The following is a 26,213-nucleotide window of genomic DNA, read 5'->3' as shown; positions in this document are numbered from 1 at the left end:
CATGCGTTTAATTGTCAGTGCCGGTGGAACTGGTGGTCATATCTATCCCGCGTTAGCAATGATTGATGCATTAAAAATGCAAGATCCCGCTACCGAAATTTTATATGTTGGTAGTCAACGTGGCTTAGAAAAAAATATTGTACCTAATCGTGGGATTCCGTTTGAAGAACTTGAAATTCAAGGGTTCCGACGAAAATTGTCATTTGATAACGTTAAAACAATGTTGTTATTTATGAAGGCTGTGACGCGGGCCAAAAAAATTATTCAAGAATTTCAACCGGATGTTGTAGTCGGGATGGGAGGCTACGTTAGTGGGGCGGTCGTATATGCTGCTGAACGAATGGGTATTCCAACGGTTATTCACGAACAAAATTCCGTTGTGGGGTTAACAAATAAATTTCTTAGTCGTGGGGTTGATGAAATTGGGATTGCTTTTGAAGCCGCTCGTTCACAATTCCCAGCCGGCAAGGTTACGTTTGTTGGAAATCCACGGGCTCAAGAAGTTGTCCAAATACATGCTAATTTTGCATGGCAAGAATTTGGGTTAGAAAACAATCGGCCAACGGTCTTGATTTTTGGTGGTTCACAAGGAGCCCTTAAAATTAATCAAGCCACGATTGAAGCGATTGAGGAGTTTAACCAACGTGATTACCAAGTGGTCTTTGTTACTGGTCAAAAACGCTATGAAGGGGTCTTAGAACAACTTAATGCTGCCCATATCTTGGTTGGTAAAAATGTTGTTATTAAACCATATATTAGTAACATGCCAGAAGTCTTACCACATGTGGCGGCCATTGTTGGGCGTGCAGGGGCAACTAGTATTGCTGAAATTACTGCCCTGGGGGTTCCCGCGGTCTTAATTCCAAGTCCGTATGTGACCGCTGATCACCAAACCAAAAATGCTCAAAGCTTAGTTAAAGCTGGGGCCGCAGAAATGATTACAGAGACTGATTTGAATGGGTCAAGTTTATTACGAGTAGTTGATGACTTGATGAACGATGATGTCAAACGCTTAGAAATGGAACGAGCATCTAAACAATTAGGGATTCCAGATGCTGGTGACCAATTAGTTAACTTATTGCGTAAAGCAATTGCCGACCATCAAAAATAAATTAGCATTGGAGGATACTCATGGGAGACAAGCCAGAAAATAATAGCCAAGAACCATCACCATGGGATATTCTCCAAATTGATGAAGCTAGTAAAGAAAATAAATATAGTCAAATTGCCGAAGATTTATTTTTTAAACGGGATAAGAAAAAAACTATGCCGGATACTAAACCATCAACGGACGAAGAAGATATTACGGCAACGGTTAAATTTACCAAATCACCAGTTGCCGATGATCAATTTCAGTTTGTGGCTGTTAAACCCAATTCAGATGAATTGAGTGAAGAAGAACCGGTATTTGAGACCCCTAAAGGGCCGAGTAAGCTCCAAACAGCGTTAGCCCAATTATTAGCAATGGTCCGAGTGCGAAATTTACAACGCCAGACGAAACAAGCCTGGCTAACAATTTTGGGGATTTTAATCAGTTTAAGTTTCTTCTATTGGGTGATTAGTCCAAGTAGTATGGTGCAACAAATTAGCGTTACTGGTACCCAGAATTTAACGCCTAAGCAAGTTGTTGCTGCGACGGGTATTAAAGTTCATCGCTCGATTTTTGGGATTTTATTACACGAACAAACGCTTGAAAAACGGGCACTGGCAAGTAATAACCAAATTAAAAATGTCACCGTGCAAGTGACCAGTCCGACACGGCTGCAAATTAACGTTGATGAAGCTACCCGCGTCGGGTACATCTTACGTAATCATAAATATTATTTAGTCCTTGAAGGTGGTAAAATCCTTGATCAACCATTAACAACGAGTAATCTAGGTTTGCCAATTTATGAAGGTTTTAAAAATAAAACCTTGTTCAATGCGACGATTAATAAATTTGCAACTCTTGATACACCGATTCGGGGGGCGGTTTCGGAAATTCGTTTTTCACCAACCAAAGGTGATCCGCAACGGATTATTTTGTATATGAACGATGGTAACCAAGTTAACGCCACGATTGCGACTTTTGCCGATAAAATGGCCTACTATCCATCAATTGCGGCGCAAATGGCGCAGCCGGGAATTGTTGATTTACAAGTTGGGGCATTTTCATACTCATATGAACAAATTAAACTCAACAAAGCGGCCGCCGAGGCCAAAAAGCAACAAGCCAAAGCTAAGAAAGAATTAGCTAAAAAGCAAGCCGAGGCTAAAAAACAAGCTGCGGATGCTAGTTCAGCTGCTAATGCAAGTAGCAGTACGAATGATAATTAAACACAAATAAAAAAGAACCGATTGATGGGACCTTAAATCAATCGGTTCTTTCATTAATTAGCAATATTAATGGAGGACAAGTTGGTGCTTTTCGTGAATGATGCGATACCCCCAAACGTTAATTGAGGTAGTTGTTAGCTTATTTTGAAAGGTAATGCGATAATTAATGGGTAGTGCTTGCGTTTTTTGAATAAATTGGTGAAGGGTTAATGGCGGTTGATTTACAACGGTTTCACAAATTAGCGCATCATTAGTGATGGTTAATTGTGTGATGGGTTGGACATTTTTAGCGTGGTTAATGAATAATTGACTAGTTTGATTAATGCCAGCCGTTGAATTAATAAAATCATACAAACGCATTTTTTTAGGTGCTCCATCCAATTAATTTAGTTAATATGATACAATTTTAAAGGTAACTTTTAAAGCGGTAATTGGTTAATTACTAAATTATCGACGAAACATAAATAAAAAAATAGGGAATAAAATATGCAATTAGAATTTTTAGGTACTGGGGCCGGGCAGCCAGCTAAATTTAGAAACGTGACATCAATTGCACTAAAAATGCTTGATGAACGTAATGCCGTGTGGCTTTTTGATGTTGGTGAAGGGACTCAACATCAAATTTTACGGACGAACATTCGCCCACGTAAAGTAGAAAAAATTTTTATTACCCACTTACATGGTGATCATATTTTTGGGTTACCAGGATTTTTAAGTTCACGGTCGTTTCAAGGCAGTGATGCCTCAGAACCATTAACTATCTATGGACCAAAAGGGATTGAAAAATTTGTTAAAACGAGTCTCATGGTTTCAGAATCACATTTAACTTACCCCTTGGAATTTGTTGAAATTACTAAACCAGGCCTGTTATTTGAAGATGCGACGTTTAAAGTTGAAACGGAACTTTTAGACCACAACGTCCATTCATATGGCTATCGGATTATTGAAAAAGATCACCCCCGTGAATTATTAGTTGCTAAATTACAAGCTGATAAAATTCCTGCGGGCCCATTATATGGCCAGTTGAAAGCTGGTAAGACGGTTACATTACCTGATGGCCGTGTAATTGATGGGACAGCTTATCTAGGGGAAGCTAAAAAAGGGCGGATTGTTACGATTCTTGGTGATACTCGTAAAAATGCAAATGCCATTAAGCTTGCCCAAGGGGCCGATATATTAGTCCATGAAAGTACGTATGGGAAAGGTGAAGCCCGGATGGCACGTAATCACTATCATTCAACTAATTTACAAGCCGTCGATGTTGCACTCGAAGCGGGGGTTGGGAAATTATTATTGACGCATATTTCCGCGCGCTATGCTGGTAAATTAGCCTTTGAATTAGAAAAACAAGCACGTGAAATTTTTGCTGGCGCCCATGTAGTTAGTGACTTTGAAGAAATTGAGATTCCAATTAAAAAGTAACGAAGGAGAATAGCGATGATTGATTCACATTATGAATGGCAAGTATTGGCAGATGAAACTACACAAGCCGATCAACAATTGGCGGATTCATTGGGATTACCCGTTGTAATGATTCAACTATTAAAACAACGTGGGTTAACATCAGCAACGGCAATTGAGGCCTTTTTAAATCCTTCGCCCGACGAAATTAACGATCCATTTATGCTTTTTGATATGGAACGGGTCATTGATCGCATCAATGAAGCCTTAATGAATGGTGAACATATTACCATTTATGGTGATTATGATACTGATGGGATTACTAGTACTGCGATTATGTATGAAACATTGATGATGCTTGATGCCGATGTTGATTTTTATGTGCCCAATCGTTTTACTGACGGTTATGGTCCCAACAAAGCCGTTTATGAACGTTTAATTCAACAAGGAACCCAACTGATTATCACGGTTGATAATGGGGTTGCTGGTCACACTGCGATTGATTTTGCTAATGAACAAGGTGTTGATGTCATTGTAACGGATCACCACGAAATTCCCCAGGAATTACCGGCGGCCTATGCAATTATTCACCCCCAACATCCGGAAAGTGCTTATCCATATAAACATTTATCAGGTGTCGGGGTGGCCTTTAAAGTGGCCACGGCATTACTTGAAGAAATTCCTCAAGAAATGATGGATTTAGTCGCTTTAGGTGAAATTGCGGATTTAGTACCATTAACGGGCGAAAATCGCGTGTTGGTTGCGTATGGGCTCAAAATGCTGGCGCAAACCACACGACCGGGTTTACAAGCCTTGATGGAGCTCGCGGGGGTTGGGCTGCATGAGGTGAGTGCCGAACAAGTCGCATTTGGGATTACACCACGGCTAAATGCGATTGGCCGCTTGGAATCGGCTAAAATTGGGGTTGAATTATTAGTCACACAGGACCCAGAACGGGCAAGTGATTTAGCGCAAAAAGTTAATCAACTCAATGATACGCGCAAACAAATTGTGGCCGATATTGTCACGGAAGCCAAAGCCCAACTTGCGGCCTTGGATTTAGCAAACCAAAAAACCATTATTCTAGCTGGGGATGGTTGGCATGAAGGTGTTTTGGGGATTGTGGCTAGTCAAGTTGTTGAATTAACTCATCGGCCAACAATTATTTTGACGCAAGCAGATGGGAAATTAAAGGGTTCCGCTCGCAGTATTGCGGATTTTGATTTATATCAAGCTTTAGCCCCCCATGAAGATTTGTTTACTTCATTTGGTGGGCATGCTGGGGCTGCAGGATTATCATTACCAACGGCTAATCTAGCGGCCTTAAAAACCGCCTTTGAACAGGCTGCTGATGCACAAGATGTCCAATTAGGGATGAAAGCCCCATTAATTATTGCCGAAAAAATTCCTTTTGAGGCGGTTAACGAGCAATTATATGCGGCCGTGCAAAAATTAGCCCCCTTTGGGAATGGTAACGAGCAACCATACTTTGAAATTACCGGAATGGTTACGGATATTAAGCAAATTGGGGCCGATAAAACGCACCTCAAATTTAATTTAGCGGCCAATGATACTAAATTAGCCGCTTTGGCGTTTGGGAAAGGTGAACTTGGAGCGGGTTTGTTAATCGATAAAGCGCCGTTAAATGTGGTTGCAACATTGTCAGAAAACACATGGCAAGGGCAAACAAGTTTACAATTGATGGTCAAAGATCTCCAACAAGGGGGCTTAGCGATTATTGATCAACGGACTAATAAACTCCGCCCAGATATTTTTAAAGCCCCTGGGCAGTACGTTTTCTTTAATCCCAAAGTTATGCAACAATTGTTACCATATATTAATGCTGAAAGCACGGCAGTGGCATTAACGAATGGCGATCAATTAGTTGATAATGTTTCGACAATCCTCGTTGATTTACCTAAAAATTTAGCAGACTTGGAATTATTAAAAGGGTATCAGTATAAAGAATTACGAGTTATTTTTTATACTGCCCAACATGTGTATTTAGAAGCATTACCCACAAAAGCTGATTTTGGTAAATTGTACAAATATATTTTAGGACATGCTAATCTACCGATACGCGCAGAGTTATCCAAACTAGCTAAATTTTTACAAATTGGCGAAAATCAATTAAGTTTGATGATAACCGTGTTTTTTGAATTGGGATTTGTTAGAATAGAAAACGGTGTTTTAAATTCGCTGCCAAATCCAGCCCATGCTGATTTAACGTCAGCACCAAGTTACCAAGGGTGGATTACCAAACAAGCGATTGAAAAACAATTAATTTACAGTAAAACAAGTGAGTTAACGAAGACATTAGCACAATTAGTGTCACAATGAGATAACCATGCGTAACTGATGTTATAAATGAGGTAGAAAAATGACATTTGATTTTAAAAAGTATATTGCAGCAATTCCTGATTTTCCAGAACCTGGAATTATTTTCCGTGATGTGACACCGCTCATGGCCGATGGAGAAGCTTATGCTGCGGCAACTAAGGAATTTGTTGCGTACACTAAAGCCCGTGGGGGGATTGATGTTGTAGTTGGACCAGAATCACGCGGTTTTATCGTCGGTGGACCAGTTGCATATGAATTAGGGATTGGTTTTGTCCCAGCCCGTAAAGCTGGTAAATTACCCCGTGAAACGGTCCGTCAAGACTATGAATTAGAATATGGCGGCGTAAATACCTTAGAATTACACGCTGATGCAATTAAACCTGGCCAACGGGTCTTAATTACTGATGACCTCTTAGCAACGGGTGGCACGATTGAAGCCACCGTTAAGTTAATTGAACAACTTGGTGGGATTGTTGTTGGGATTGCTTTCTTAATTGAACTTGATGATTTACACGGTCGCGATAAGTTAGCAAATTACGATATCTACTCATTAATGCACTACTAAAATAAATAAAAAAACCGATTCGTTAGAATCGGTTTTTTTATTTGGTTATTTATTTGATGTTGAATTATTATTGGGCTGATTTGAAGGTTGTTTTTCTGGTTCTGAGCTTGCTTGTGATGAACTTGAACTAGCTGGTTCAATACTACTTGAGCTTGAACTAGAAATTGAACTTTCTGAGCTTGAAGTTGAAGAACTTGAGCTTGAAGAACTTGAGCTTGAACTAGAAATCGAACTAGAAGAACTTAAACTACTTGAATCAGAACTTGAAATGGTTGAAGAACTTGAACTAAAAGTACTTGATGGGACAACTGGTGTACTACTATCACTAAATGATGCATCTGCAATTTGTAGTTCACGTTGGCCACCACGATTAATTACTTGCACATTATCAGGTTTTGACCAATCTTCGGACGTAATATCTTGCATAGCATAACCCATGATGGCTTTATAAATATACAGTGGGATGTTAGACATATACCCCGGTGTAATGTAGTTCCCAGGTTGGTTTGGTTGATCATAACCAGTCCAAACGGAAAGCACAAAATTACGGTTATAACCGGTAAACCAACGGTCAGAAACCGCTCCGGCTGGCACATCAACATCATCAGAATAACCAACTGTCCCAGTTTTCCCAGCTTCAAAAGTTCCTGGGATATGAGCTAACTGACCAGTTCCGTTTTGTGCGGTCATGACTGATTTAAGCATATCAGTTAACATGTATGCCGTTGATGGTTGCATAACACGCTTAGAAGATGAAGATACATCAACGGTCTTACCATCTTGGGTGACAATTTTTTCAATAAATTCTGGTGTGTGGTAAATTCCTTCGGTACTAAATGACCCATAGATCCCAGCTTCTTGAAGGGTTGAAATATCAATCCCTAAAGCTGAAGAAGCATAAAGGGGATTGTTTAAACCAAAGCGCTTGATGAATGATTTAGCACGACTTGTTCCAACAGTTTGCAAGGTTTGCACAGCTGGTACGTTACGAGATTCGGCTAACGCATTCCGCACCGTCATTGGACCGGCATAGGTTGGTTCAAAATCGTGGACTTGCGTGTTAGTACCAGGGTAGAAGTACTTTTTATCAACAACTGTCCGGTAAGTTGGCCAGTTTAAGTATTCAATCGCAGGACCATAATCTAAAAATGGCTTAACGGTTGAACCAGCTGAACGATTAGTTTGGGTAGCCCGATTTAAACCAAGGGCCGCTGTTTGTTGGCGACCACCAATTTGGGCGACCACATGCCCGTTATTGGGATCAGTCATCGTTAAACCAACTTGTAGATTGGCGTTTGGAAAATTCACGTAATCATTAGTGTTAACCACATTATAAGCTTGTTTTTGTAAATCAAGGTTTAAGTACGTGTACACTTTAAGGCCGTCGGTTTCGGGTTTGTAACCCATTTTAGTTAATTCAGCTAAAACCGATTGGGCATATGCGTCAACAATTTGTTGGGTTGCTGGTTGGGTAGCACCACCAATCGTTGGGTGCTTTTTCAAAAGCCCTTCAGTAACCGGCACTTGTTTAAATTGTTGTGCTTGACTAGCCGTTAATTTATTACTAGTTACTAAAGCATCTAAAACCGTGTCGCGTCGTTCTTTTGCAAGGACGGGATTAACATATGGATCGTAACGCACGGGTGATTGTGGCATCCCAGCAAGTAACGCATATTGTGGGATTGAAAGTTGGTTGAGTTGCTTGCCAAAATAGTAGCGTGCCGCCGTCTTCATCCCGTAGACACCTTCACCCATGTAAACTTTATTGATGTAGAACGTTAAAATTTGGTTTTTAGAATACCGTTTTGAAACTTGCATTGCTAACCAAGCTTCTTGGGCTTTTCGCTTAATGGTCCGATCAGAAGCTGCTGTTGAGAAGACAGATAACTTAACCAATTGTTGGGTTAAAGTTGAACCGCCCTGCAAACCAAGTGATGAACCCGCTAAGTTAGCAAACGTGGCCCCGGCAATTCGCCGGACATCAATCCCACCATGTTGGTAGAAGCGCCGGTCTTCAATGGCCACAACTGATTCTTTAAGTTGATCAGGAATTTGGCTGGCCGATGCATAGTCACGCTTTTGTGACCCCATTGACCAAATAACATGACCACTGGCGTCTAAAAATTCCGTGGAATTACTTGAAGATAGTTTTGCTTGGGTAATCGTTGGTGCCGAACTTACATAGTAGAAAAATAGTAAGGTTCCTGATACTAAACCGACATTTAGCAAGGCGAATAAAGAAATTAAAATCTTTTCCCAGACTGCTAATGGCCGCCGCTTTTTATTGGGCTGCTTGGTTTTTCGAACAGCTGGTTTTTTATTAGCCATCCGTGATTGTGTTTGTTGTTCCGACATATATTTTGCTCCTAAGTCTTAGTTAGATAAGCATGGTAGCTTAATTGAGTTGCTGTGCAATTAACGCGTCTACCGCTTTGAGATAGGGTAATTCAGGAATTAACCCTGCAGAAATAATAAATCCGTGTTCTTTAATATATTGATACGGAATTGACTTGCGACCGCCATTTTGACTTTGCTGCCAAAAAGTAATCACGTCAGTCGCAGGTAATACGAAAGATTCATTGTACACCGCAAACTTGATGATTACAAAGCCAATTCCATTTTGTTTAATAATAGCATCGAGATGTTTAATTTGGTGTTCATGGAAATTAGCCAGTGGAATGGCGGTCTTATTTTGGGTTTCCTTAGCATCAAAATCGATATAAAAACCACGATAAATACCATTATAGTCGGTCGTCGATGCTTGGGCAAAGTAGGCCTCATTAATTTTGGCGGCTGCTCGTTTAGGATAAGCAACGTTGACAATATTAATTGGGGTTGGCTTTTTGTGGATAACCGCAATTTGACGATCGAGATAAAAGGTATTGGCGGCATTAATCGCTTCTTCAAGCGTCATTCCACGTTTACTGTGACTAATCGTGGGTGTTGCTTTGATAGTAGCGCTCGGATTTTTATGTGCCAAAAAGGTGTTCCCATTAGGATACTTAATCATTGTTCGCCCCATTTCTAATTGTACCTATACCCCAACTATTATACCAAAATTATGACTGACATGTTAAATGTCAATGTGCCATAATTAAATATTAAAGAAGTTAGAACGTGGAGGCAAATTATGACAAGGTTATGGGTAACTGGGTATCGGGCGTATGAATTAGGGGTTTTTAAAAATGATGATCTGAAAGTAGCAGTCATTAAATACGCTTTAAAGCGTGAATTAATCAATCAATTCGAGCAAGGGGTAGATTGGATTATTACTGGACCGCAACTTGGTATTGAACAGTGGACGATTGAGGTGGTGAATGAACTCAAAGCCGATTATGCCGTCCAAGTTGCTATGATGGCACCATATTTAAACGTTGAAAAAAATTGGCAAGAAGAAAAGCAAGCCCAATTAGCCCAATTAAAAACACAAGTTGATTATTATGCGAGCGTCTCGGCCCAAGAATACCAAAATCCGAGCCAACTAAAAGGCTATCAATCATTTATGCTCACCCATACGGATGCAGCGTTGTTAATTTATGATCCTGAATTTGAAGGTAAAACTAAGTATGATTATTTTGTCATCACCAATCAGCAAAATAGCCAGAATTATCCATGGCAGAGTGTATCTTTTGATGATTTGCAAGAATATGCCTTTGCATATGGTGAGGAGCAAGAAAGTGATAAGAATTATTAATATCAATAGCATTTTTGCCTAAAATTTGCTAACATGAACTAGAACTAAAGACGGAGGATTAATGAGATTAATGGAAAATTTACGATTAACTCCACAAGATATTGTACGAAAGGAATTTAAGCCAAAACGTATGGGTGGCGGCTTTGATCCTACAGACGTTGATACTTTTTTGGATGAAATTATTAAGGACTACGATACATTCAACAAGATTCAAAATGAACTTGAAGACGAAAATCGTCGGTTACGTTCACAAATTGAAGAATTAAATAAACAGTTGGCCGTGGCCGGCTCACAAAAAACTGTGACACCACAAGCAACTGGAACAACTAACATGGATATTCTCAAACGATTGAGTAACTTGGAACGCCGCGTTTTTGGCGCTCAAGTTGATGAACAACAAAACAGTGGTTCTCATTTGATTTAGTTTGTGCTATAATTATTTCTACCGTGTGAATTTCTAGTAATCGCGCATAAGTTATCTTATGTGAGGAAAGTCCATGCTCGCACAGGCTGCGATGCCTGTAGTGTTTGTGCTCGGCGAAAAAATAAACCGGGGCACCTTTTAAGGTGACGGCGGAAAAAACGGCTAAGGCTTCGGCTATGCCCGAGTATTTCTGAAAGTGCCACAGTGACGATGCTGATTTGGAAACGAATCAGGTGGAACGCGGTAAACCCCTCAAGCGGGAAACCCAAACATATGGTAGGGGAGCTCGGCCTAGTGAATTGAAACGATGGTCGTGTTAGTAGTTTTTAACTACTAGAAGATAGATGATTACTACTTGCTTAATTATGCATGAAGTTAAGTGAGAACATAACGTGGCTTACAGAAATTCACATCCATGCAGCTCGCTTCGGCGGGCTTTTTTTTGTGGTAAAATAGATTTATCAAATAAATCAAATAGGAATGTAAATAAATGAGTGATAAAAAATTTAAGTTAATGGCAACGGCAGCGGCTGGGATTGAAGCACTTGTCGGTAAAGAATTGCGTGATTTAGGATATGATGTTGAAGTTGAAAATGGTCGGGTGCGCTTTGAAGGAACCGTCAAAGATATTATTCGCACTAATTTGTGGTTACGGACGGCTGATCGGATTAAAATTGTCGTTACTGAATTTGATGCGGTAACGTTTGATGAGTTGTTTGAACAAACTAAAGCTTTTAAATGGGATGAATTATTACCATTCGATGCTGAATTCCCTGTGCAAGGACGTTCACGCAATTCCGTTTTACACAGTGTACCAACGGCCCAAGCGATTGTTAAAAAAGCGATTGCTAGTCAGTTGTCAGAAGAATATCACGTGCGGACAATGCTACCGGAATCAGGTTCATTATTCCAATTAGAAGTGATGATTAACAAAGATCACGTCATGATTACGCTTGATACAACGGGGGATTCCCTCTTTAAACGTGGTTACCGGACGGAAAAAGGGGGCGCGCCATTAAAAGAAAACATGGCAGCGGCGTTAGTAACCTTAGCCCACTGGTATCCTGACCAACCGTTTGTTGATCCCGTATGTGGTTCAGGAACGATTCCGATTGAAGCGGCCTTAATTGCGCGTAATATTGCGCCTGGATTTAACCGTGATTTTGCGATTGAAAAATGGGATTGGGTTGATAAACAAATTAGTGAAGATTTACGGGCGGAAGCTGATGAAGCAGCCAATTACGATATTGAACTTGATATTACTGGTTATGATATTGATGAAAATATGATTGCAATTGCCAAATCCAACGCCCTTGAAGCTGGGTTAGCCCAAGACATTACTTTCAAACAATTAGCTGCCAAGGATTGGCATACTGATAAGAAAAACGGAATTTTAGTTGCCAACCCACCATATGGGGAACGGTTGCTTGATAGTGATGCTGTCCACCAACTTTACAAAGAAATGGGTCAAGTATACCGACCAATGCAAACTTGGAGTAAGTATATTTTGACAAGTGATTTAGAATTTGAAAAGTTCTACGGTGAACGGGCAACTAAGAAACGTAAACTTTACAATGGGGCCTTGCGGACAGATTTCTTCCAATACTGGGGTAAAAAAGAACGTAACTAAGGCTTTAAATTAAATATTAAATGCAGACTCAGAAATTTTCTGGGTCTTTTTTTTGACCATTTTTAGGGGCACCGCGTACTTTGTTGTGTATTAAAAATTGCTAAGGAGGTTAAGTATGAGTATTGTGCAACAATTTTTTAAACAAGTCGTCACGGAACATTTAGCTCAGCAAGTTAGTGATTTGTATTTATTACCAACAGCTACCGGTCAATATCAACTATTAGTCCGAACTCCGGTTAAAATTTTACCAGCCATTGCCATTCCCCCGGCATTAGGTCCCCAAGTAATCACATATTTAAAATATTTGGCAAATTTGGATATTACTGAGCAACGGCGGCCCCAAACGGGTCAATTTACATTACCCGATTTTGCGACAATTAATTTTCGCATTTCAACGGTGGGGGATTATCACCAACGGGAAACATTAGTCTGCCGCTTGATTTATGATAACCATACCGTACAACCACGCTTTATTTTTGATGATCAATTACAACAGTTAATCGCAATAACGACCCAACCGGGTTTGCATATTTTAGCCGGACCAATGGGAAGTGGCAAAACCACAACGATTTATGGGGTCGCACAGAAACTAGCCCAACAAAATAAAATTGTTTTAACGATTGAGGATCCAGTCGAAATCAACAATGCCAATTTTATTCAGTTACAAGTGAACAATACCGCTGATATGACGTATACCAATTTGATAAAAAGTGGGCTAAGGCATCGGCCGGATGTTTTTGTAATCGGAGAGATTCGGGATACGCAAACGGCCCAAGCGACAGTTCATGCAGCGTTAAGTGGTCATACCGTGCTAACAACAATTCATGCCTTGGCGGCTAGTGAGGTTACTACCCGCCTGTTAGAAATGGGGGTTAAACAAGCTTATTTACAAGCAAGCTTACGTTCAGTAACTTATCAACGGTTAATTCCAAATACCAAAAAGCAATTACACGCCTTACAAGCACAACTTAGTGGTTCAAAAATCTGGGAAAGTAACGGGGATGAATGGAATGAAGCATTGGCCTATGCCTTGGCGATTAATAAAATTACAACGGCAACCTATGAAGAATTTAAAACGATTGGCTCTTAAAGACCAAGTGAGTTTCTTTGAGTTAATAACGGCACTTTTACATGCTGGTTTTCAATTACAAACGGCGTTATCATTCATGGCGCAGTTAGAAGATACTAAATTTAAAGCGCCGGTCTTAGCGATGCAACATACGATGCAAAATGGCCAAAGTTTTGCCAACAGTATCAAGCCGTTTGTCGAGGCTGAAATAAGTTGGCAAATTGAACTTGCAGAGGCGCATGGATCATTACCCATGACAATTACGGTGATTGCCCGTAATTTGCAACAAAGATTCACCCAGCAACGTAAATTACGCCAACTAATGCAATATCCAGTAGTATTAATCGCCTTATTAATTGCGATGGGTCTCTTTTTACGGTTTTACTTTATTGAACAACTATTGCGCTTAAACCAAACGGCCATGCAAATTTTACCAAGTGGCAATCTGCCGGGGCTTAAGCTGGCATTTATTGGCTTAATAATCGGTAGTATTAGCTTATATTGGTGGTATCAACATTTAACAACGCCGCAAAAAATAATATTTTTACTGAAAATACCAGTGGTTAAGCAGCTAGTTAAAGAACAGCTAAACTATCAAGTTAGCTTTACGTTTGCATTACTTTTACAAGCCGGCCATTCGTATCAGGAAATGAGTCAATTGTTTGTAAAATTACCCGAAAAATCAATTTTGCATCATATAGGGCACGAGATTCAGCAACACAGTAACGCAGGTGCTAATTTGGCAACTTTTATTGGTAAACTACCATATATCTCGCATGAATTTGCGTTGTTTTTTGTCCGTGGCAAGACCAACGTTGAGGTTGGCAAGGATTTGCTAGCATACAGCAAAATTAGTTTTGAAACCTTAGTTAAACGCTATGAACGCCTATTGGCAGCAATTCAACCGGTGATGTTTATTGGAATTGCCATTGGGATTGTGAGTATGTATGCCGCCATGTTACTACCGATGTATCAAATGATAGGAGAACTTAAATGAAGACAAACATGTATTTACAAGTGAAGCGCTCACGAGCGTTTACCTTACTCGAGATGACGGTGGTTTTATTAATCATTGGGTTATTGTTATTACTAGTTATTCCAAATGTTAGTAAGATTCGTGACAGCGCAAATGCTCGCCAAACAATTGCAATGGTCAAAATGGTTCAAACCCAAGTTGATTTATATTTAACCGAAAACGGTTCAAAAGCCGTTACCATAGCTGATTTAGTACGGGAAAACTATTTAACTAGTGAGCAGCAAAAGCAAGCCAATAACGCTAAAATTGTGATTGATGATAATAATCATGTTACTGGACCAACCAAATAGTATGCAAAGGCCGGCAATAACATTATTAGAAATGACGGTTGTCTTAATCATTGTTGCTAGCATGGGTTTCTTTAGTTTTTGGGGTCAACCTAAAAATACACAAAATGAACAGGCCAAGTTTTGGCAAACGTTAGATTTAGAAATTCGCCAAACCCAAAGCCGGGTCAAGTTTAGTGATGAACGAATAACATTTTATTTTAAAAGAAAATCGCTAGAGATTACTGATAATAAAACGCATCAAAAAATAATTAACTATCCTAAAGATATTCAAGTTACTAATATCAACCCAGCACGAATCGTTTTTAAAAAATATGATTCGCAAATGGAAAATGTGGCATTTGGGGTTATTGAAAATGGTAGCGCCAAAGAATATCGCTTAATCTTTGGTTTAGAATGGGGGGCGTTTAAATTTGAACCAATACCGACAAGCTTATATCGCAATTGAAGCCATGATCACGGTAATTATCATTGCAACCACAATTACCTGGTATCTCACCAATCAAGGCCAAATGACGCAACAAATCAAGCAACAGGAACAAAAATTACATCAATTACGGATAGAAAAAGAGCGGAGTGATGAAAAATTACAAGCGGCCTTACAATCACCAACCAGCCTTCACCCTAATTGAGGCTTGTGTTGGTTTAATATTGGTTAGTATCATTATGACCATCTTACAGTTTGCACTTCCAAATTTAAAAGCCCAGCCAGTCTTAGTTACCCCCGTGAATTTAACGTGGCAAAATATGATTTCAGCCTTAGAAGAATCCGACCAATCGTTTAAATGGGTTGAAATTGTAGATGATGGCCATACGCTAAAATTAATGCGTAAGCTGGATGCTAGTTCACCAGAACCCAAAGAATATCTATTGAAGTTAACTAAATCCACGCACACCTTATATTTGAGTGGGGTAGCTGGGGGCTATATGCCAATTGTATATCACGTTAAAAAAGTTCAATTTGAAAAACGCGGGCACCGTATTTGGATGGCGGTTGAGTATATCGATGGAGGAACGAATGAAGCTTACTTGGCAATTACAAAAAAAGCGACATAGTCCAGGCTTTGCATTGGGAATTTTAGTGGTCGTTTTAGTCCTGATTGGTGGTATGCAGTTGTGGCAAGGGTATAATTATCAAAAACAAATCGACCTATATCAACAAATTACGCTGAGTTACAAACTAAAAATTGCTGAGAATGAAATTTTCATCCAAAGATTAGCGGGTAATCACCAACGCGAATTTAGACTGCAAGGTATGGATATACAAGTTGATAATGATACGATAATTTTTATAATTAATAATCGTGAGCCAATTGAACGAAAATTTATTCTACCACAACGACTAGAAGCATAGATTGTAGGGCTTTTATGTGGTAAAATATCGAATGTAACAATTAAGTTTAAGTCAATTAAAATTAATAAAGATAGGAGGTGCGTAATTGGAGCAAGCACAAGTTGAAGAATTATATCGAGTACTTGATCAAGCCAGCCAATTATTGGCAGAAGATTTAGATAGCTCATATCTTGAAGCGTTAATTGAAATTTGTGAAGATGTTTTACAAAAAAACATCCAAGTTGAAAATGATCAGCCATCGGCGAATGTTGCAACACGGTTAAAAACTTTACTCAATGGCATAAATTTAGCAAAGTATAGTGATGATGAGATTCGGCGTGGGATTGGGTTAGCTTATCTACGAGCTGTACAAGTCGATAATATTCAGGCTACGCACCATCAAACACCAGATTCAATTGCGACTTTAGTGGCGTATATCGTTGCTAAAATGGTTAAACCAGGTGTTAAAGTTGATATACTCGACCCAACTGTTGGGATCGGGAATTTATTGGCAATGGTTGCTAATTATTTAAAAGCAAATAATCAGTTAGGTAATGTAACCGGGGTAGAAATTGATGATACCTTGTTAGCCTTAACTGGCATTAGCTTTGATTTACAACACATCAATGGTAACTTAATTGAAGGGGATGCTCGGGAAGTTGAATTACCAGCAGCTGATTTTGTCGTTGCTGATATTCCCGTTGTGCATCATCTTGAAACGGTTGGTGCTGATAATCAAATTATCAGTGCGGCAAACCAAGCTTTAAAACCGGCGGGGGTCGCAGTGTATGTCGTGCCAAGTAATATCTTAGAAACGACGACCACAGTTGATTTCTTAGGCGCGCTTACACAAGCAGTTTATGTCCAAGGGATTATTAAGTTTGCCCCATCAACATTTAAAAATGAAAAAGCAGCTAAAGCACTGTTAATTGTGCAACGGCATGGTGGTCATGCCCAACAAGTAGAACAAGTTTTGTTGGCGCAAGTCCCCGCTTTGAAATCAAAAGAGGCATTACCGCAGTTTTTCATTGAACTTGATCAATGGATTACTACGTTATAAATTATCACAAAATAAAAGGAGCCGTAAAAATGGCAAAAACAATGGCAGTAAACGCAGGTTCATCATCTTTAAAATTTCAATTACTTGAAATGCCTGCTGAAGAAGTTATCGCAAAAGGACAAGTGGAACGAATTGGTTTAAACGATTCAATCGTAACTGTTAAATATGGTGACGGTCAAAAGTTTGAAACAGTTGAAGATATTGAAGATCACGAAGTTGCAATCAAAAAGATTTTGGATGCACTTTTGGACTTAAATATTATTGCAGACTTCGAAGACATCACTGGTGTTGGTCACCGGGTCGTTGCCGGTGGGGAATGGTTTAACCATTCAGTTGTTGTTGATGATGAAGTATTGTCAAAAATTGATCGTTTAGCAGATTATGCACCATTACACAACCCAGCTAACGCCATGGGAATTCGTGTTTTCAAGAAGCTTTTACCAAACGCCGTTTCTGTTGCGGTCTTTGATACTGCATTCCACCAAACAATGCCAAAGGTTAACTACTTATACGCCTTACCATACCAATACTACACACGTTACGGTGCTCGTAAGTATGGTGCTCACGGTACTTCACACCGTTACGTTGCCGAACGGACAGCTGCTTTGATGGGTAAACCACTTGAAGATTTGAAGATTATCACTTTACACCTTGGTGCCGGTGCTTCAATTACAGCCGTTAAAGACGGTAAGTCATTTGATACTTCAATGGGCTTCACACCACTTGCTGGGGTTACAATGGCTACTCGTTCAGGGGATGTTGATCCATCATTGGTTTACTACATCCAAGAACACGAAGGCTTATCAAATGAAGAAATGTTGAAAATCCTTAACTCTAAATCAGGTTTACTTGGAGTTTCAACAATTTCATCAGATATGCGTGATTTAGAAGACGTTGTTGATACTAACGACCACGCTGCTTTAGCAATCGATATGTTTATTAATAGTGTTGTTAAATATGTTGGTCAATACATTGCTGAAATGGGTGGCGTTGATGCGATTACCTTTACTGCCGGTATCGGTGAAAACGCAGCTAACGTGCGTGAAGCAATTACTGAACGCTTGGCCTTCTTCAACGTGGCGATTGACGCTGAAAAGAACAACGTCCGTGGTGTTGAACGTGAAATTTCAACTGACGACTCAACTGTTAAAGCATTCTTGATTCCTACTAACGAAGAATTAATGATTGCTCGTGACGTTGAAGCACTTAAAAACAAATAATTAAAAAAGCATGCATAATTGCATGCTTTTTTTGTGACTAAATATGATAAAATGAGAATATCTTAATTTAAAAGTGAGGAAGTATTGTGGGAAAATATACGGAAGCTGACCTGCGCGCAGTTTTAAAAGAAATTTCATTATTAGAAGAAAACCAAGCCCTTTTGGGATGGGATTCATTGACAGGCATGCCTGAAGATGCCGCACCATTTCGGGCTGAATTATTAAGTTACCTAGCTGGAAAAAGCTTTGAACTCCAAACTGGGTCTGAATATGCGGATATGTTAACGTACTTTGAAGCACATCCAACTGAACTTTCAGACTTAGGGCAACAACTAGTAATTCATGAACGTAAGAAATATGATTTAAATGCCAAAATTCCGGCTAAAGATTTTATTGAATATCAAAAAATTACTTCCTTAGCCCAAGATGCTTGGACTAAGGCACGCGAAGCCAAAGATTTTGCAATTTTTGCCCCATACTTAGCCCAAATTATTGCGTACAAAAAACAATTTATTGGTCTTTGGGATCAAGGTAGTGCGGCAACCCCATATGATGTTTTACTAGATCAATATGAACCAGGTTTAACTGTGGCTAAACTTGATCAAGTTTTTGGTGAGGTAAAGGCCGGCTTAAGCGAATTACAAGCCCAATTAGCCCTTGGTGAAGCGCCTGACAATCAGATTCTTAGTCGCTTTGTTTCAAAACAAAATCAAAGTGATTTTTCAATGGAATTAGCTCAAAAATTAGGTTATTCATTGAAGAAGGGCCGGCTTGATGATACGATTCATCCCTTTATGGAAGCAATGAATCGTAACGATGCCCGGATTACAACCCGATGGGATGAACATGACTTCCAAATGGCGGTATTAGGAATTTTACACGAAGCTGGTCATGGATTATTTGAACAAAATATTAGCCCCGAATTTGATTACACGCCGTTTGAAAAAGATCTTGCTATGAGTATCCATGAATCCCAATCATTATTTAATGAAGTGATGATGGGCCGTTCAGAAGATTTCTGGCGTAATGAATATCCTCGCTTACAAGCTTATACTGGTGCAACCTTTGCTGATATTGATTTTGATACATTCTATCGTGCTTGGATGGTTACCAAGCCAACGTTAATTCGAACCGAAGCCGATCCATTAACTTATCCATTACACATTATTATTCGGTATGAAATTGAAAAAGCGATTTTTAATGATAATGTCGATGTTAATGATTTACCAGCGCTTTGGAATGCTAAATATTTAGAGTACCTTGGTATTGAACCTGAAAATGATTTAGTCGGAATTTTACAAGATATTCACTGGGCTGGTGGGGATTTTGGCTACTTCCCAAGTTATGCCTTGGGTCACTTGTATGCCGCCCAATTCTTTAATAAGATGGAACAAGATTTGGATTTACCAGCTATTTTTGCCAGTCAAGATTATACACCAATCTTTAACTGGCGAAAGGAATATATTTGGCAATATGGAGCGTCTAAAACACCCCAAGCCATCTTAGAAGATGCTACTGGTGAAAGTTTGAATCCACAATATTGGTTGGCATTACAAACTAAAATTTATCGTAAAGTTTATGGACTTAACTAGTTAGCAATGTGAACCACTCGTCCATGCATGAACGAGCTTCAATTTTTAATTGAAAACGTTTAGGCAATGCACTCTCGCGAGTGGTTTCCACATTGGAACTCGTTGGATATATCGCACTTGTTTTGCACGCTCAAAGTGATACGCACATATCCGTCCTCAAAGCCTTTCAAGACGACTAGGTTCTGTCTCGCCTATCTTAAAACTAGTTTATTGCAACCAGACTACTTGGCTTAATTGCTGGGTAGTCTTTTAATTTGATGTGTTTTTCTGGAGATAAGCCCCATGCCAAAATATTTTTAGCGGCATTTAAATCTCGTGAAATCATATTACCAGTGTATTTAGATACCCATTCACGGACTGTAACAGAATGCTTTTCTTCAAATTCAGTACCATATTCGACTTGTGAAGTCTTGTAGCTATCAACTTTAACTAGCGTTTTACCAGTTTTATTGGCTCGCATTTCAATTAATTCCATGAGCCGATACGGTTTGATTTTTGCGAGTTTTCGGTTTAACCCCGTATTAGTTCGTTTTACGGCCCGCATTTCCTTACTATCGAGTTGTTCAACAACAACTAAATCGGTAGCTTGGAACAGCGCCCGTGCTAATTTTTTATAAGCTTCATCCAAGATATTGGTCCGTTTAATATTTAAATATTTAATCTGCTGATTTAGCTTAATCAACCGTTGGCTAGTGACCCCCAACCAAATCAGTTTGTCGCGTCTGGATTTTAAAGTATTAATTTGGGCTTCTAAATAATCTGCTTGGTCTGCAATCGCAGTGGCAAGATAATACGTTTGATCCACTGAAGTATGAAAAATTTTATTATCTTTCATATTCCAATCAACGCCGATTTTGCTATTAGGTTGCTTACGCGTAACTTGTTCACGAATCACTAATTGTAATTCGTAGTGTCCATTGCCTTTTAGCTTTAATTTAGAAATCACAATCGTTTTATTAGCAAGGTTTTTAATATTTTCAACAACTTGTAGTACCCCAAAATCTTGTATCTTAATACCGTGGTTTGAAACCACTTTAATTTGCTTGTTATCCGGCAATGAAATCGTTTTGTAGGAGTTGTTTTTACGTAAGAAGTTGAGTGAACCTTTACGATACCACGACCTATGCTTTGTGTTGTTACCATGTTCATTATTTTTATAGTCGCTCTTTTCTTGGCTACTCATTTTAAAAGCTTTAAACAAGGTTTTGCGGTACTGGCTAAAATTAGTTAGTAATGTCAGCAAAAACAACCGTGCTCCTTGCGAGTGCAAGCCAATTTTATTAGCTTGCCAACGATCTAAGTCATAACAATCTTTAGCAAATTTTTGAGCGATTTCTGCAACTAAAAACTGTTTAGCGGTTAAAGTTCTGGGGAAAGGGCGTAACACGTGTTTACGTCCGTATGTTTTTTCCAAATATTTAACGGCATAGTTATGCAATTTATTTTGAACGTGTAACCCATGCTGATGCTTTAACATCAACGCTGGGGTAGTTACGATACGATAGTGACGGACGTAGACATATTCCGTTGTTGATGTTAAGTTAAGCATGATTTCGTCAATTCCTTTACTTTGAATAGGCAGATTATAACATATTTAATCTGAACTATAAGGAAAAATAATTTGAAGATATGGGCTTTCATCACGGCTTTGAAAAACCGTGTCTTTCGCCCTTAAAGCAATAAAAAAACGCCGAGCGAAAATAATTCGTTCGGCGTTTTAGTTTATTCAAATTTTAGTTATCCAAGCGCTTGCTGACGGAGCTTTTCAAGCTGCGGGTTATTAATAATGAAGTAAATAATAGGGGCTTCGATGACCCACATGATTAGTTCTTTAAAGCAACGTAATTCAATCAGTTGAATTGCTGCATGCCCAGTGTAATGATAGATCATAATTAATGATGCCGTATTTAAAAAAGCATCTGAAATTAAAAGAACTAAAAAATTAGCGATAATTACGCGCCACCAGCTAACGTGGGTTTGACCATAAAAAAAGGTCCCATAAATTAACATCGCCATGATGGCTGAAAGCGTAAAGCCGATGAAGAAAGGGCTACCTTGGATCAATGTCCCTAGGTAGTCGTTAATAATGGCAACTAAAGTTCCCCAAACCGGACCAAACCATTTAGCAATCAAAGTGATTACAATAAAGGTAAAGGCGATTTTAAGGAAACTAGTCCCAAAAGTAAATCGACTAATGATAAGTTGTAAGGCACATAAAATACCTAATAGTGCAATTGCTTTGGTGGATAATTTCGTATATCCAAACGTCAATGTTTTCATGTTGAAAACCTCCTAAAATTGGGAGGGTTTCACTATATAAGAAAAATACAGTGAATGCGAATATTGCACCGCGGAAAAATCCTTCGTTTGTGGCTCACATTCCGTTTCCACAACACTTAACGCGCAATATTCTACCCTGTGTATTTGTGCATCGCACTAGGTTATTCTATCTTATTTACAATAAAATTAAAAGTTCCAATTCAAACATTTATTTAAATATACGAAAAAAATGATAAAGAACAAACAACTAGTTTGTCTGTTATAATAGTAAATATCAATCTTGGAGGCGGCTTCATGGCAGAACAAAGCATCATCACAATTATGCATACAAATGATTTACATTCGCATTTTGAAAACTGGCCTAAAATTCGTCGGTATTTAACAGGGCAAAAAGCAATTTTAGGTTTTGGTGATAATGGGGTCTTAACCGTTGATATTGGCGATGCCATGGATTTGGTGCACCCACTGACCGAAGCAACCGCTGGTCGGGCGAATGTTAAGCTGTTAAATCAAATCGGGTATGATGCAGTTACGATTGGGAATAATGAAGGGTTAAGTTTGCAACATGATAAGTTACAAAATTTGTATAATGATGCAAATTTCCCGGTAACAGTTGCCAATATTAAAGATTTACGTTCAGATGACCGACCATCGTGGTGTCAAGAAGTGGTTTATAAAGTGATGCCTGATGGAACCAAAGTTGCCATGATTGGTATGACTGCCCCCTTTGTCGAAGCATATCCGTTACGTGAATGGGGGATTGGTGAAGTGGCCCCAATATTAGCAGCAATTTTACCGGAAATTAGCGTCCAGGCCGATGTGATAATTTTATTGTCGCACTTAGGGTTACCCGAAGATCGCCGCTTAGCTAAAATGTTTCCGATGCTCGATGTAATTATTGGTGCCCATACCCATCACCGCCTTGAACGGGGTGAAATGGTTAATAACACCTTATTAGCAGCGGCTGGTAAGTGGGGTCGCTACATTGGGAAAATTAGTTTAACCCTTGAAAATCATAAAATCGTTAGTAAAGTGGCGCGGTTAGTTACGACCGCTGAATTACCAGACGAAACAGGTGATGTTGATGAAATTCAAAGTTTACTAGATGCGGGCTTAAATCAATTGCGGGCGGCTACAGTCGCCGAATTACCTAGCCCATTACGGCAAGCTGATAATACTTTTATGGATGCTTTGTTTGCGATGTTAACTAACAAAACTGGTGTCGAGGCAGCCATGCTGTCCACCGGGTTAGTATTGGCAGATTTACCAGCCGGAATTGTAACCAAGGCAGATTTATTAGCTATCTTACCGCACCAAATGTACGTTATGCGGACGCTATTAAAGGGTAAAGAATTGAAACGGTTGCTCCAAGAAATTCATAAAAATGCCGAATTTGTTAGTTCATTTGCAATGGTCGGTCTCGGCTTTCGCGGGAAAGTTTTTGGTGATTTACAACTTCGACAAATGGCAATTGATATCCATAAAGGTCAGTTAACTTATCAAAATCAATTAATCGATGATCAAAAGCAATATGAATTTGTTAGTTTAGATTATTATAAATATTTACCGTTTTTCCCAACCATTGATTTAGTTGGTGAAAATCAAATTATTATGCAGAAAATGTTACGTGAAGACTTTGCGGATTATTTAACGCAAAACTTCCCAGTGAAGTGAGGAACAATAGTGGATCGAGAATCATTAAAAATTAAAGCAGAAGCACAAGTTTCAGAGCGTGCTGCGACAACGGAATTTAAAAATACGGGTACCAACGAATTTATTGTTAACGGCTTACCGATGACGATATTACGGAATTATCGGGATGCTTTTGATGAGCTAAAATTTAAGGCCCGCTTTAGCGATATTTTAACAAAGTATGATTATATTGTTGGTGATATTGCCGCTGATCAGTTACGGTTGAAGGGTTTTTATGCATCTGAAAACAATAACATGACGAAGATTAATTCAATTGATGCTTTTGAAGATTATTTATTGGAATACATGAATTTTGGGGCACCGTATTTTGTGATTCAAAATCAAAATCCAGTTGCCAGTAAAACCGACTTTGAATTAGCCGGTTCAGGTACTAATAACCGTCGTCGTAAGCGGAATAATCGCAGTAGTCATGGTGAAGAAACGTCCGTCAATAAAGAAAGTAACGCTTCAAAAACCAATTCACGCAAGAACAATGGCCCGCGTGGAAATGCTACTAGTAAAAACAATCCGAAAAATACTAATCCCCAAAATAGTAATTCCAAAAATGCTAATCTTAAAAATGCAACCGGGCAAAATAATAATCGCGATCGTAATACCGGTGAGACACCAACGAACAAACGGCGACGGCGGCCTAATCCCAATAATCAACGGGCCGAAGTTAAGGAAGTTAAAAAACCGATTAACGACGGTAAAGGGGTTAAAAAGCCTGATGGTAGCATGAGTGCAAGTACCAAAAAGCCTAATCAACGGAAACGCCACTTTACAATCCAACAGAAAAATGAAAAATAGTAGGAATGGCAAGCGATGCTAAAAAAATACGCAGGTTATTTAATTGATCTTGATGGGACAATTTATCAAGGAACTAACAAAATTGCCGGGGCGCAAGAATTTATTAAGCGGCTTAACGCACATGACCGTCAATATTTATTTTTAACGAATAATTCGACGCGGACACCAGAAATGGTCGCTGAATTTTTAACGACCGTCCATGCGATACCAACCACAGCTAAGCAAGTATATACATCAGCCATGGCGACCGCTGATTATTTACGGGATACGTTGGCCATGCCAGTGGGGACGCGAATATATGTCATTGGTGAAATTGGCTTAAAAACGGCCTTAACTAGCGTAGGATTTACGCTAACTGATGAGCAGCCAGAAGTGGTCGTAGTTGGTATGGATACGCATGCTAATTATGAGATGTTTGCCAAAGCAACGCTAGCGATTCAGAAGGGGGCCACATATATTGCGACTAATTTAGATACTAATATCCCCACCGAACGCGGCCTGATTCCCGGTGCGGGCTCGTTAAATGCATTAGTGACAACGGCTACGCAAGTCCAGCCAATTGAAATTGGTAAACCAAGTCCACAAATTGTTGATTTAGCACGGCAACGGTTGGGAACTGGGGTAACGGATACTTTGATTGTCGGTGATAACTATTTTACTGATATTATGGCGGGGATAAATGCGCATGTGGACACTTTAATGACGTATACCGGAATTAGTACTAAGATGCAAGTTGCCCAGCAAGGCCAAGCGCCAACCTACGAGGTGAAAAACTTAAATGATTGGCAAGTTTAAATTTTGGGTAGCTTTTATTAGTTTATTGCTTTGTATTATCTCATTGGCGATTACAATTACCATTAATAGTACGTGGTTGTATTATCTTAATGTGCTTTACGGTAATTTTTTACCTTTAGTTAATCTATCACCGCAGATGATGATGCATAATTTTCACCAATTAATGGCGTATTTAAATTTACCGTGGATTACGGAATTAAAAATGAGTAATTTTACTGACTCAAAGGATGGATTAGAACATTTTCGGGAAGTAAAGCACTTATTTTTAATTAATTATCTAGTATTATTGGTAACAATTTGGCCAAGTGGATTATTTATTAAAAAATTACACCGGCAGCAAGAACAATGGCGGTTATTATGGCCATTACAAGCCGTTTTTGCCGGCATCTTTATCTTATTAGCATTGATGATAATGCAGTTTAATCAATTTTTTATTGCCTTTCATAAAATATTATTCCGCAATAATGATTGGATTTTTTATCCGGTGCAAGATCCAATTATTAATGCTTTACCAGAGAGTTACTTTAATCAAAGTTTTACTTTGTTCTTTGGTTTAGTGATTGTGGCGTTAGCGAGTTTATATTTTTGGGCAACCACGTATTTTAAAAAACGTAAAAAGAAGCATCATAAATAAAAAAAGACGCCGTTTGGCGTCTTTTTTTATTCATG

General features: G+C 39.1%; 27 protein-coding genes, 1 other RNA gene and 1 riboswitch. Of the genes, 23 read left to right on the top strand and 5 right to left on the bottom strand.

Annotation, left to right across the window (positions count from 1 at the left end; translation table 11 throughout):
• The first annotated feature begins 1 nt into the window (after window position 1).
• Window positions 2-1,111, top strand: coding sequence for an undecaprenyldiphospho-muramoylpentapeptide beta-N-acetylglucosaminyltransferase (gene murG / locus LQZ76_RS04530; RefSeq protein WP_230098579.1), 1,110 nt, complete (start codon window positions 2-4; stop codon window positions 1,109-1,111).
• A gap of 20 nt (window positions 1,112-1,131) precedes the next feature.
• Window positions 1,132-2,316 (top strand): cell division protein FtsQ/DivIB, encoded by a 1,185-nt coding sequence (locus LQZ76_RS04525; protein WP_230098578.1) that lies wholly within the window; start codon window positions 1,132-1,134, stop codon window positions 2,314-2,316.
• Between the two features lie 66 nt (window positions 2,317-2,382).
• On the opposite strand, the gene LQZ76_RS04520 is transcribed toward LQZ76_RS04525, so the two are convergent.
• Window positions 2,383-2,676 (bottom strand): hypothetical protein, encoded by a 294-nt coding sequence (locus tag LQZ76_RS04520; RefSeq protein ID WP_230098577.1) that lies wholly within the window; start codon window positions 2,674-2,676, stop codon window positions 2,383-2,385.
• A gap of 126 nt (window positions 2,677-2,802) precedes the next feature.
• On the opposite strand from LQZ76_RS04520, the gene rnz reads away from it, so the two are divergent.
• The 3 genes from rnz to LQZ76_RS04505 are packed head-to-tail and all read left to right on the top strand — an operon-like array spanning window position 2,803 to window position 6,622.
• A complete protein-coding gene (gene rnz, locus LQZ76_RS04515) occupies window positions 2,803-3,738 on the top strand; it encodes a ribonuclease Z (protein ID WP_230098576.1) in 936 nt (311 codons plus the stop codon).
• Window positions 3,739-3,753: 15 nt separating this feature from the next.
• A complete protein-coding gene (recJ, locus tag LQZ76_RS04510) occupies window positions 3,754-6,057 on the top strand; it encodes a single-stranded-DNA-specific exonuclease RecJ (RefSeq protein WP_230098575.1) in 2,304 nt (767 codons plus the stop codon).
• A gap of 40 nt (window positions 6,058-6,097) precedes the next feature.
• Window positions 6,098-6,622, top strand: a complete 525-nt coding sequence (locus tag LQZ76_RS04505) for an adenine phosphoribosyltransferase (protein WP_230098574.1) — start codon at window positions 6,098-6,100, stop codon at window positions 6,620-6,622.
• A 45-nt stretch (window positions 6,623-6,667) separates the two neighbouring features.
• Here LQZ76_RS04505 and LQZ76_RS04500 read toward each other — a convergent pair whose 3' ends face one another.
• Window positions 6,668-8,977 carry a PBP1A family penicillin-binding protein gene (locus LQZ76_RS04500; RefSeq protein ID WP_230098573.1) on the bottom strand — a complete coding sequence of 770 codons (2,310 nt, stop codon included), beginning with the start codon at window positions 8,975-8,977 and terminating at the stop codon, window positions 6,668-6,670.
• 40 nt (window positions 8,978-9,017) lie between these two features.
• Window positions 9,018-9,632: a Holliday junction resolvase RecU gene (recU, locus tag LQZ76_RS04495; protein ID WP_230098572.1), complete on the bottom strand. Its 615-nt coding sequence runs from the start codon at window positions 9,630-9,632 to the stop codon at window positions 9,018-9,020.
• Between the two features lie 120 nt (window positions 9,633-9,752).
• Between recU and LQZ76_RS04490 the strand changes: the two genes are divergently transcribed.
• From LQZ76_RS04490 to LQZ76_RS04425, 14 genes are all read left to right on the top strand, one after another.
• Window positions 9,753-10,316: an SLOG family protein gene (locus LQZ76_RS04490; RefSeq protein ID WP_230098571.1), complete on the top strand. Its 564-nt coding sequence runs from the start codon at window positions 9,753-9,755 to the stop codon at window positions 10,314-10,316.
• A gap of 70 nt (window positions 10,317-10,386) precedes the next feature.
• Window positions 10,387-10,740, top strand: a complete 354-nt coding sequence (gene gpsB, locus LQZ76_RS04485) for a cell division regulator GpsB (protein ID WP_168722050.1) — start codon at window positions 10,387-10,389, stop codon at window positions 10,738-10,740.
• A 28-nt stretch (window positions 10,741-10,768) separates the two neighbouring features.
• An RNA gene (gene rnpB, locus LQZ76_RS04480) (RNase P RNA component class B) lies at window positions 10,769-11,145 on the top strand.
• An 85-nt stretch (window positions 11,146-11,230) separates the two neighbouring features.
• Window positions 11,231-12,370, top strand: a complete 1,140-nt coding sequence (locus LQZ76_RS04475) for a THUMP domain-containing class I SAM-dependent RNA methyltransferase (RefSeq protein ID WP_230098570.1) — start codon at window positions 11,231-11,233, stop codon at window positions 12,368-12,370.
• A gap of 115 nt (window positions 12,371-12,485) precedes the next feature.
• On the top strand, window positions 12,486-13,460 hold the full coding sequence (gene comGA, locus LQZ76_RS04470) for a competence type IV pilus ATPase ComGA (protein WP_230098569.1): 975 nt from the start codon (window positions 12,486-12,488) through the stop codon (window positions 13,458-13,460).
• Complete coding sequence (locus tag LQZ76_RS04465; protein WP_230098568.1) at window positions 13,432-14,436, top strand: type II secretion system F family protein; 1,005 nt, start codon at window positions 13,432-13,434, stop codon at window positions 14,434-14,436. Before comGA ends, LQZ76_RS04465 begins: the two co-directional genes overlap by 29 nt.
• Window positions 14,433-14,765 carry a competence type IV pilus major pilin ComGC gene (comGC, locus tag LQZ76_RS04460; RefSeq protein ID WP_230098567.1) on the top strand — a complete coding sequence of 111 codons (333 nt, stop codon included), beginning with the start codon at window positions 14,433-14,435 and terminating at the stop codon, window positions 14,763-14,765. Before LQZ76_RS04465 ends, comGC begins: the two co-directional genes overlap by 4 nt.
• Before the next feature lie 31 nt (window positions 14,766-14,796).
• Window positions 14,797-15,210, top strand: coding sequence for a hypothetical protein (locus tag LQZ76_RS04455; protein ID WP_230098566.1), 414 nt, complete (start codon window positions 14,797-14,799; stop codon window positions 15,208-15,210).
• Window positions 15,176-15,394 (top strand): hypothetical protein, encoded by a 219-nt coding sequence (locus LQZ76_RS04450; protein ID WP_230098565.1) that lies wholly within the window; start codon window positions 15,176-15,178, stop codon window positions 15,392-15,394. The genes LQZ76_RS04455 and LQZ76_RS04450 overlap by 35 nt, the downstream gene beginning before the upstream one ends.
• Window positions 15,342-15,818 (top strand): competence type IV pilus minor pilin ComGF, encoded by a 477-nt coding sequence (locus tag LQZ76_RS04445; RefSeq protein WP_230098564.1) that lies wholly within the window; start codon window positions 15,342-15,344, stop codon window positions 15,816-15,818. Before LQZ76_RS04450 ends, LQZ76_RS04445 begins: the two co-directional genes overlap by 53 nt.
• Entirely contained in the window at window positions 15,781-16,116 is a 336-nt protein-coding gene (locus LQZ76_RS04440; protein ID WP_230098563.1) for a hypothetical protein, read from the top strand. The genes LQZ76_RS04445 and LQZ76_RS04440 overlap by 38 nt, the downstream gene beginning before the upstream one ends.
• A gap of 85 nt (window positions 16,117-16,201) precedes the next feature.
• Window positions 16,202-17,155: a class I SAM-dependent methyltransferase gene (locus LQZ76_RS04435; RefSeq protein WP_230098562.1), complete on the top strand. Its 954-nt coding sequence runs from the start codon at window positions 16,202-16,204 to the stop codon at window positions 17,153-17,155.
• Between the two features lie 29 nt (window positions 17,156-17,184).
• On the top strand, window positions 17,185-18,375 hold the full coding sequence (locus LQZ76_RS04430; RefSeq protein ID WP_230098561.1) for an acetate/propionate family kinase: 1,191 nt from the start codon (window positions 17,185-17,187) through the stop codon (window positions 18,373-18,375).
• Window positions 18,376-18,461: 86 nt separating this feature from the next.
• Window positions 18,462-19,967, top strand: coding sequence for a carboxypeptidase M32 (locus tag LQZ76_RS04425; protein ID WP_230098560.1), 1,506 nt, complete (start codon window positions 18,462-18,464; stop codon window positions 19,965-19,967).
• Between the two features lie 202 nt (window positions 19,968-20,169).
• On the opposite strand, the gene LQZ76_RS04420 is transcribed toward LQZ76_RS04425, so the two are convergent.
• Window positions 20,170-21,516, bottom strand: coding sequence for an RNA-guided endonuclease TnpB family protein (locus tag LQZ76_RS04420; protein WP_230098559.1), 1,347 nt, complete (start codon window positions 21,514-21,516; stop codon window positions 20,170-20,172).
• Between the two features lie 188 nt (window positions 21,517-21,704).
• The gene (locus LQZ76_RS04415; RefSeq protein WP_230098558.1) at window positions 21,705-22,247 is read right to left on the bottom strand and encodes a folate family ECF transporter S component; all 543 of its coding nucleotides are present in this window, start codon (window positions 22,245-22,247) and stop codon (window positions 21,705-21,707) included.
• A gap of 46 nt (window positions 22,248-22,293) precedes the next feature.
• Window positions 22,294-22,388, bottom strand: a riboswitch (THF riboswitch).
• A 153-nt stretch (window positions 22,389-22,541) separates the two neighbouring features.
• Between LQZ76_RS04415 and LQZ76_RS04410 the strand changes: the two genes are divergently transcribed.
• From LQZ76_RS04410 to LQZ76_RS04395, 4 genes are read left to right on the top strand one after another with little or no spacing between them, the layout of a single operon-like run.
• Entirely contained in the window at window positions 22,542-23,921 is a 1,380-nt protein-coding gene (locus tag LQZ76_RS04410; RefSeq protein WP_230098557.1) for a bifunctional metallophosphatase/5'-nucleotidase, read from the top strand.
• Window positions 23,922-23,930: 9 nt separating this feature from the next.
• Window positions 23,931-24,749, top strand: a complete 819-nt coding sequence (locus LQZ76_RS04405) for a YutD family protein (protein ID WP_230098556.1) — start codon at window positions 23,931-23,933, stop codon at window positions 24,747-24,749.
• Window positions 24,750-24,764: 15 nt separating this feature from the next.
• Complete coding sequence (locus LQZ76_RS04400) at window positions 24,765-25,544, top strand: TIGR01457 family HAD-type hydrolase (protein ID WP_230098555.1); 780 nt, start codon at window positions 24,765-24,767, stop codon at window positions 25,542-25,544.
• On the top strand, window positions 25,528-26,178 hold the full coding sequence (locus LQZ76_RS04395) for a TIGR01906 family membrane protein (RefSeq protein ID WP_230098554.1): 651 nt from the start codon (window positions 25,528-25,530) through the stop codon (window positions 26,176-26,178). The genes LQZ76_RS04400 and LQZ76_RS04395 overlap by 17 nt, the downstream gene beginning before the upstream one ends.
• Window positions 26,179-26,213 lie beyond the last annotated feature (35 nt).

Origin of the sequence: Periweissella ghanensis (assembly GCF_918814755.1) — a bacterium.
GTDB classification, from domain to species: Bacteria; Bacillota; Bacilli; order Lactobacillales; family Lactobacillaceae; genus Periweissella; species Periweissella ghanensis.
This window is presented reverse-complemented; position numbering and strand designations above follow the sequence as displayed.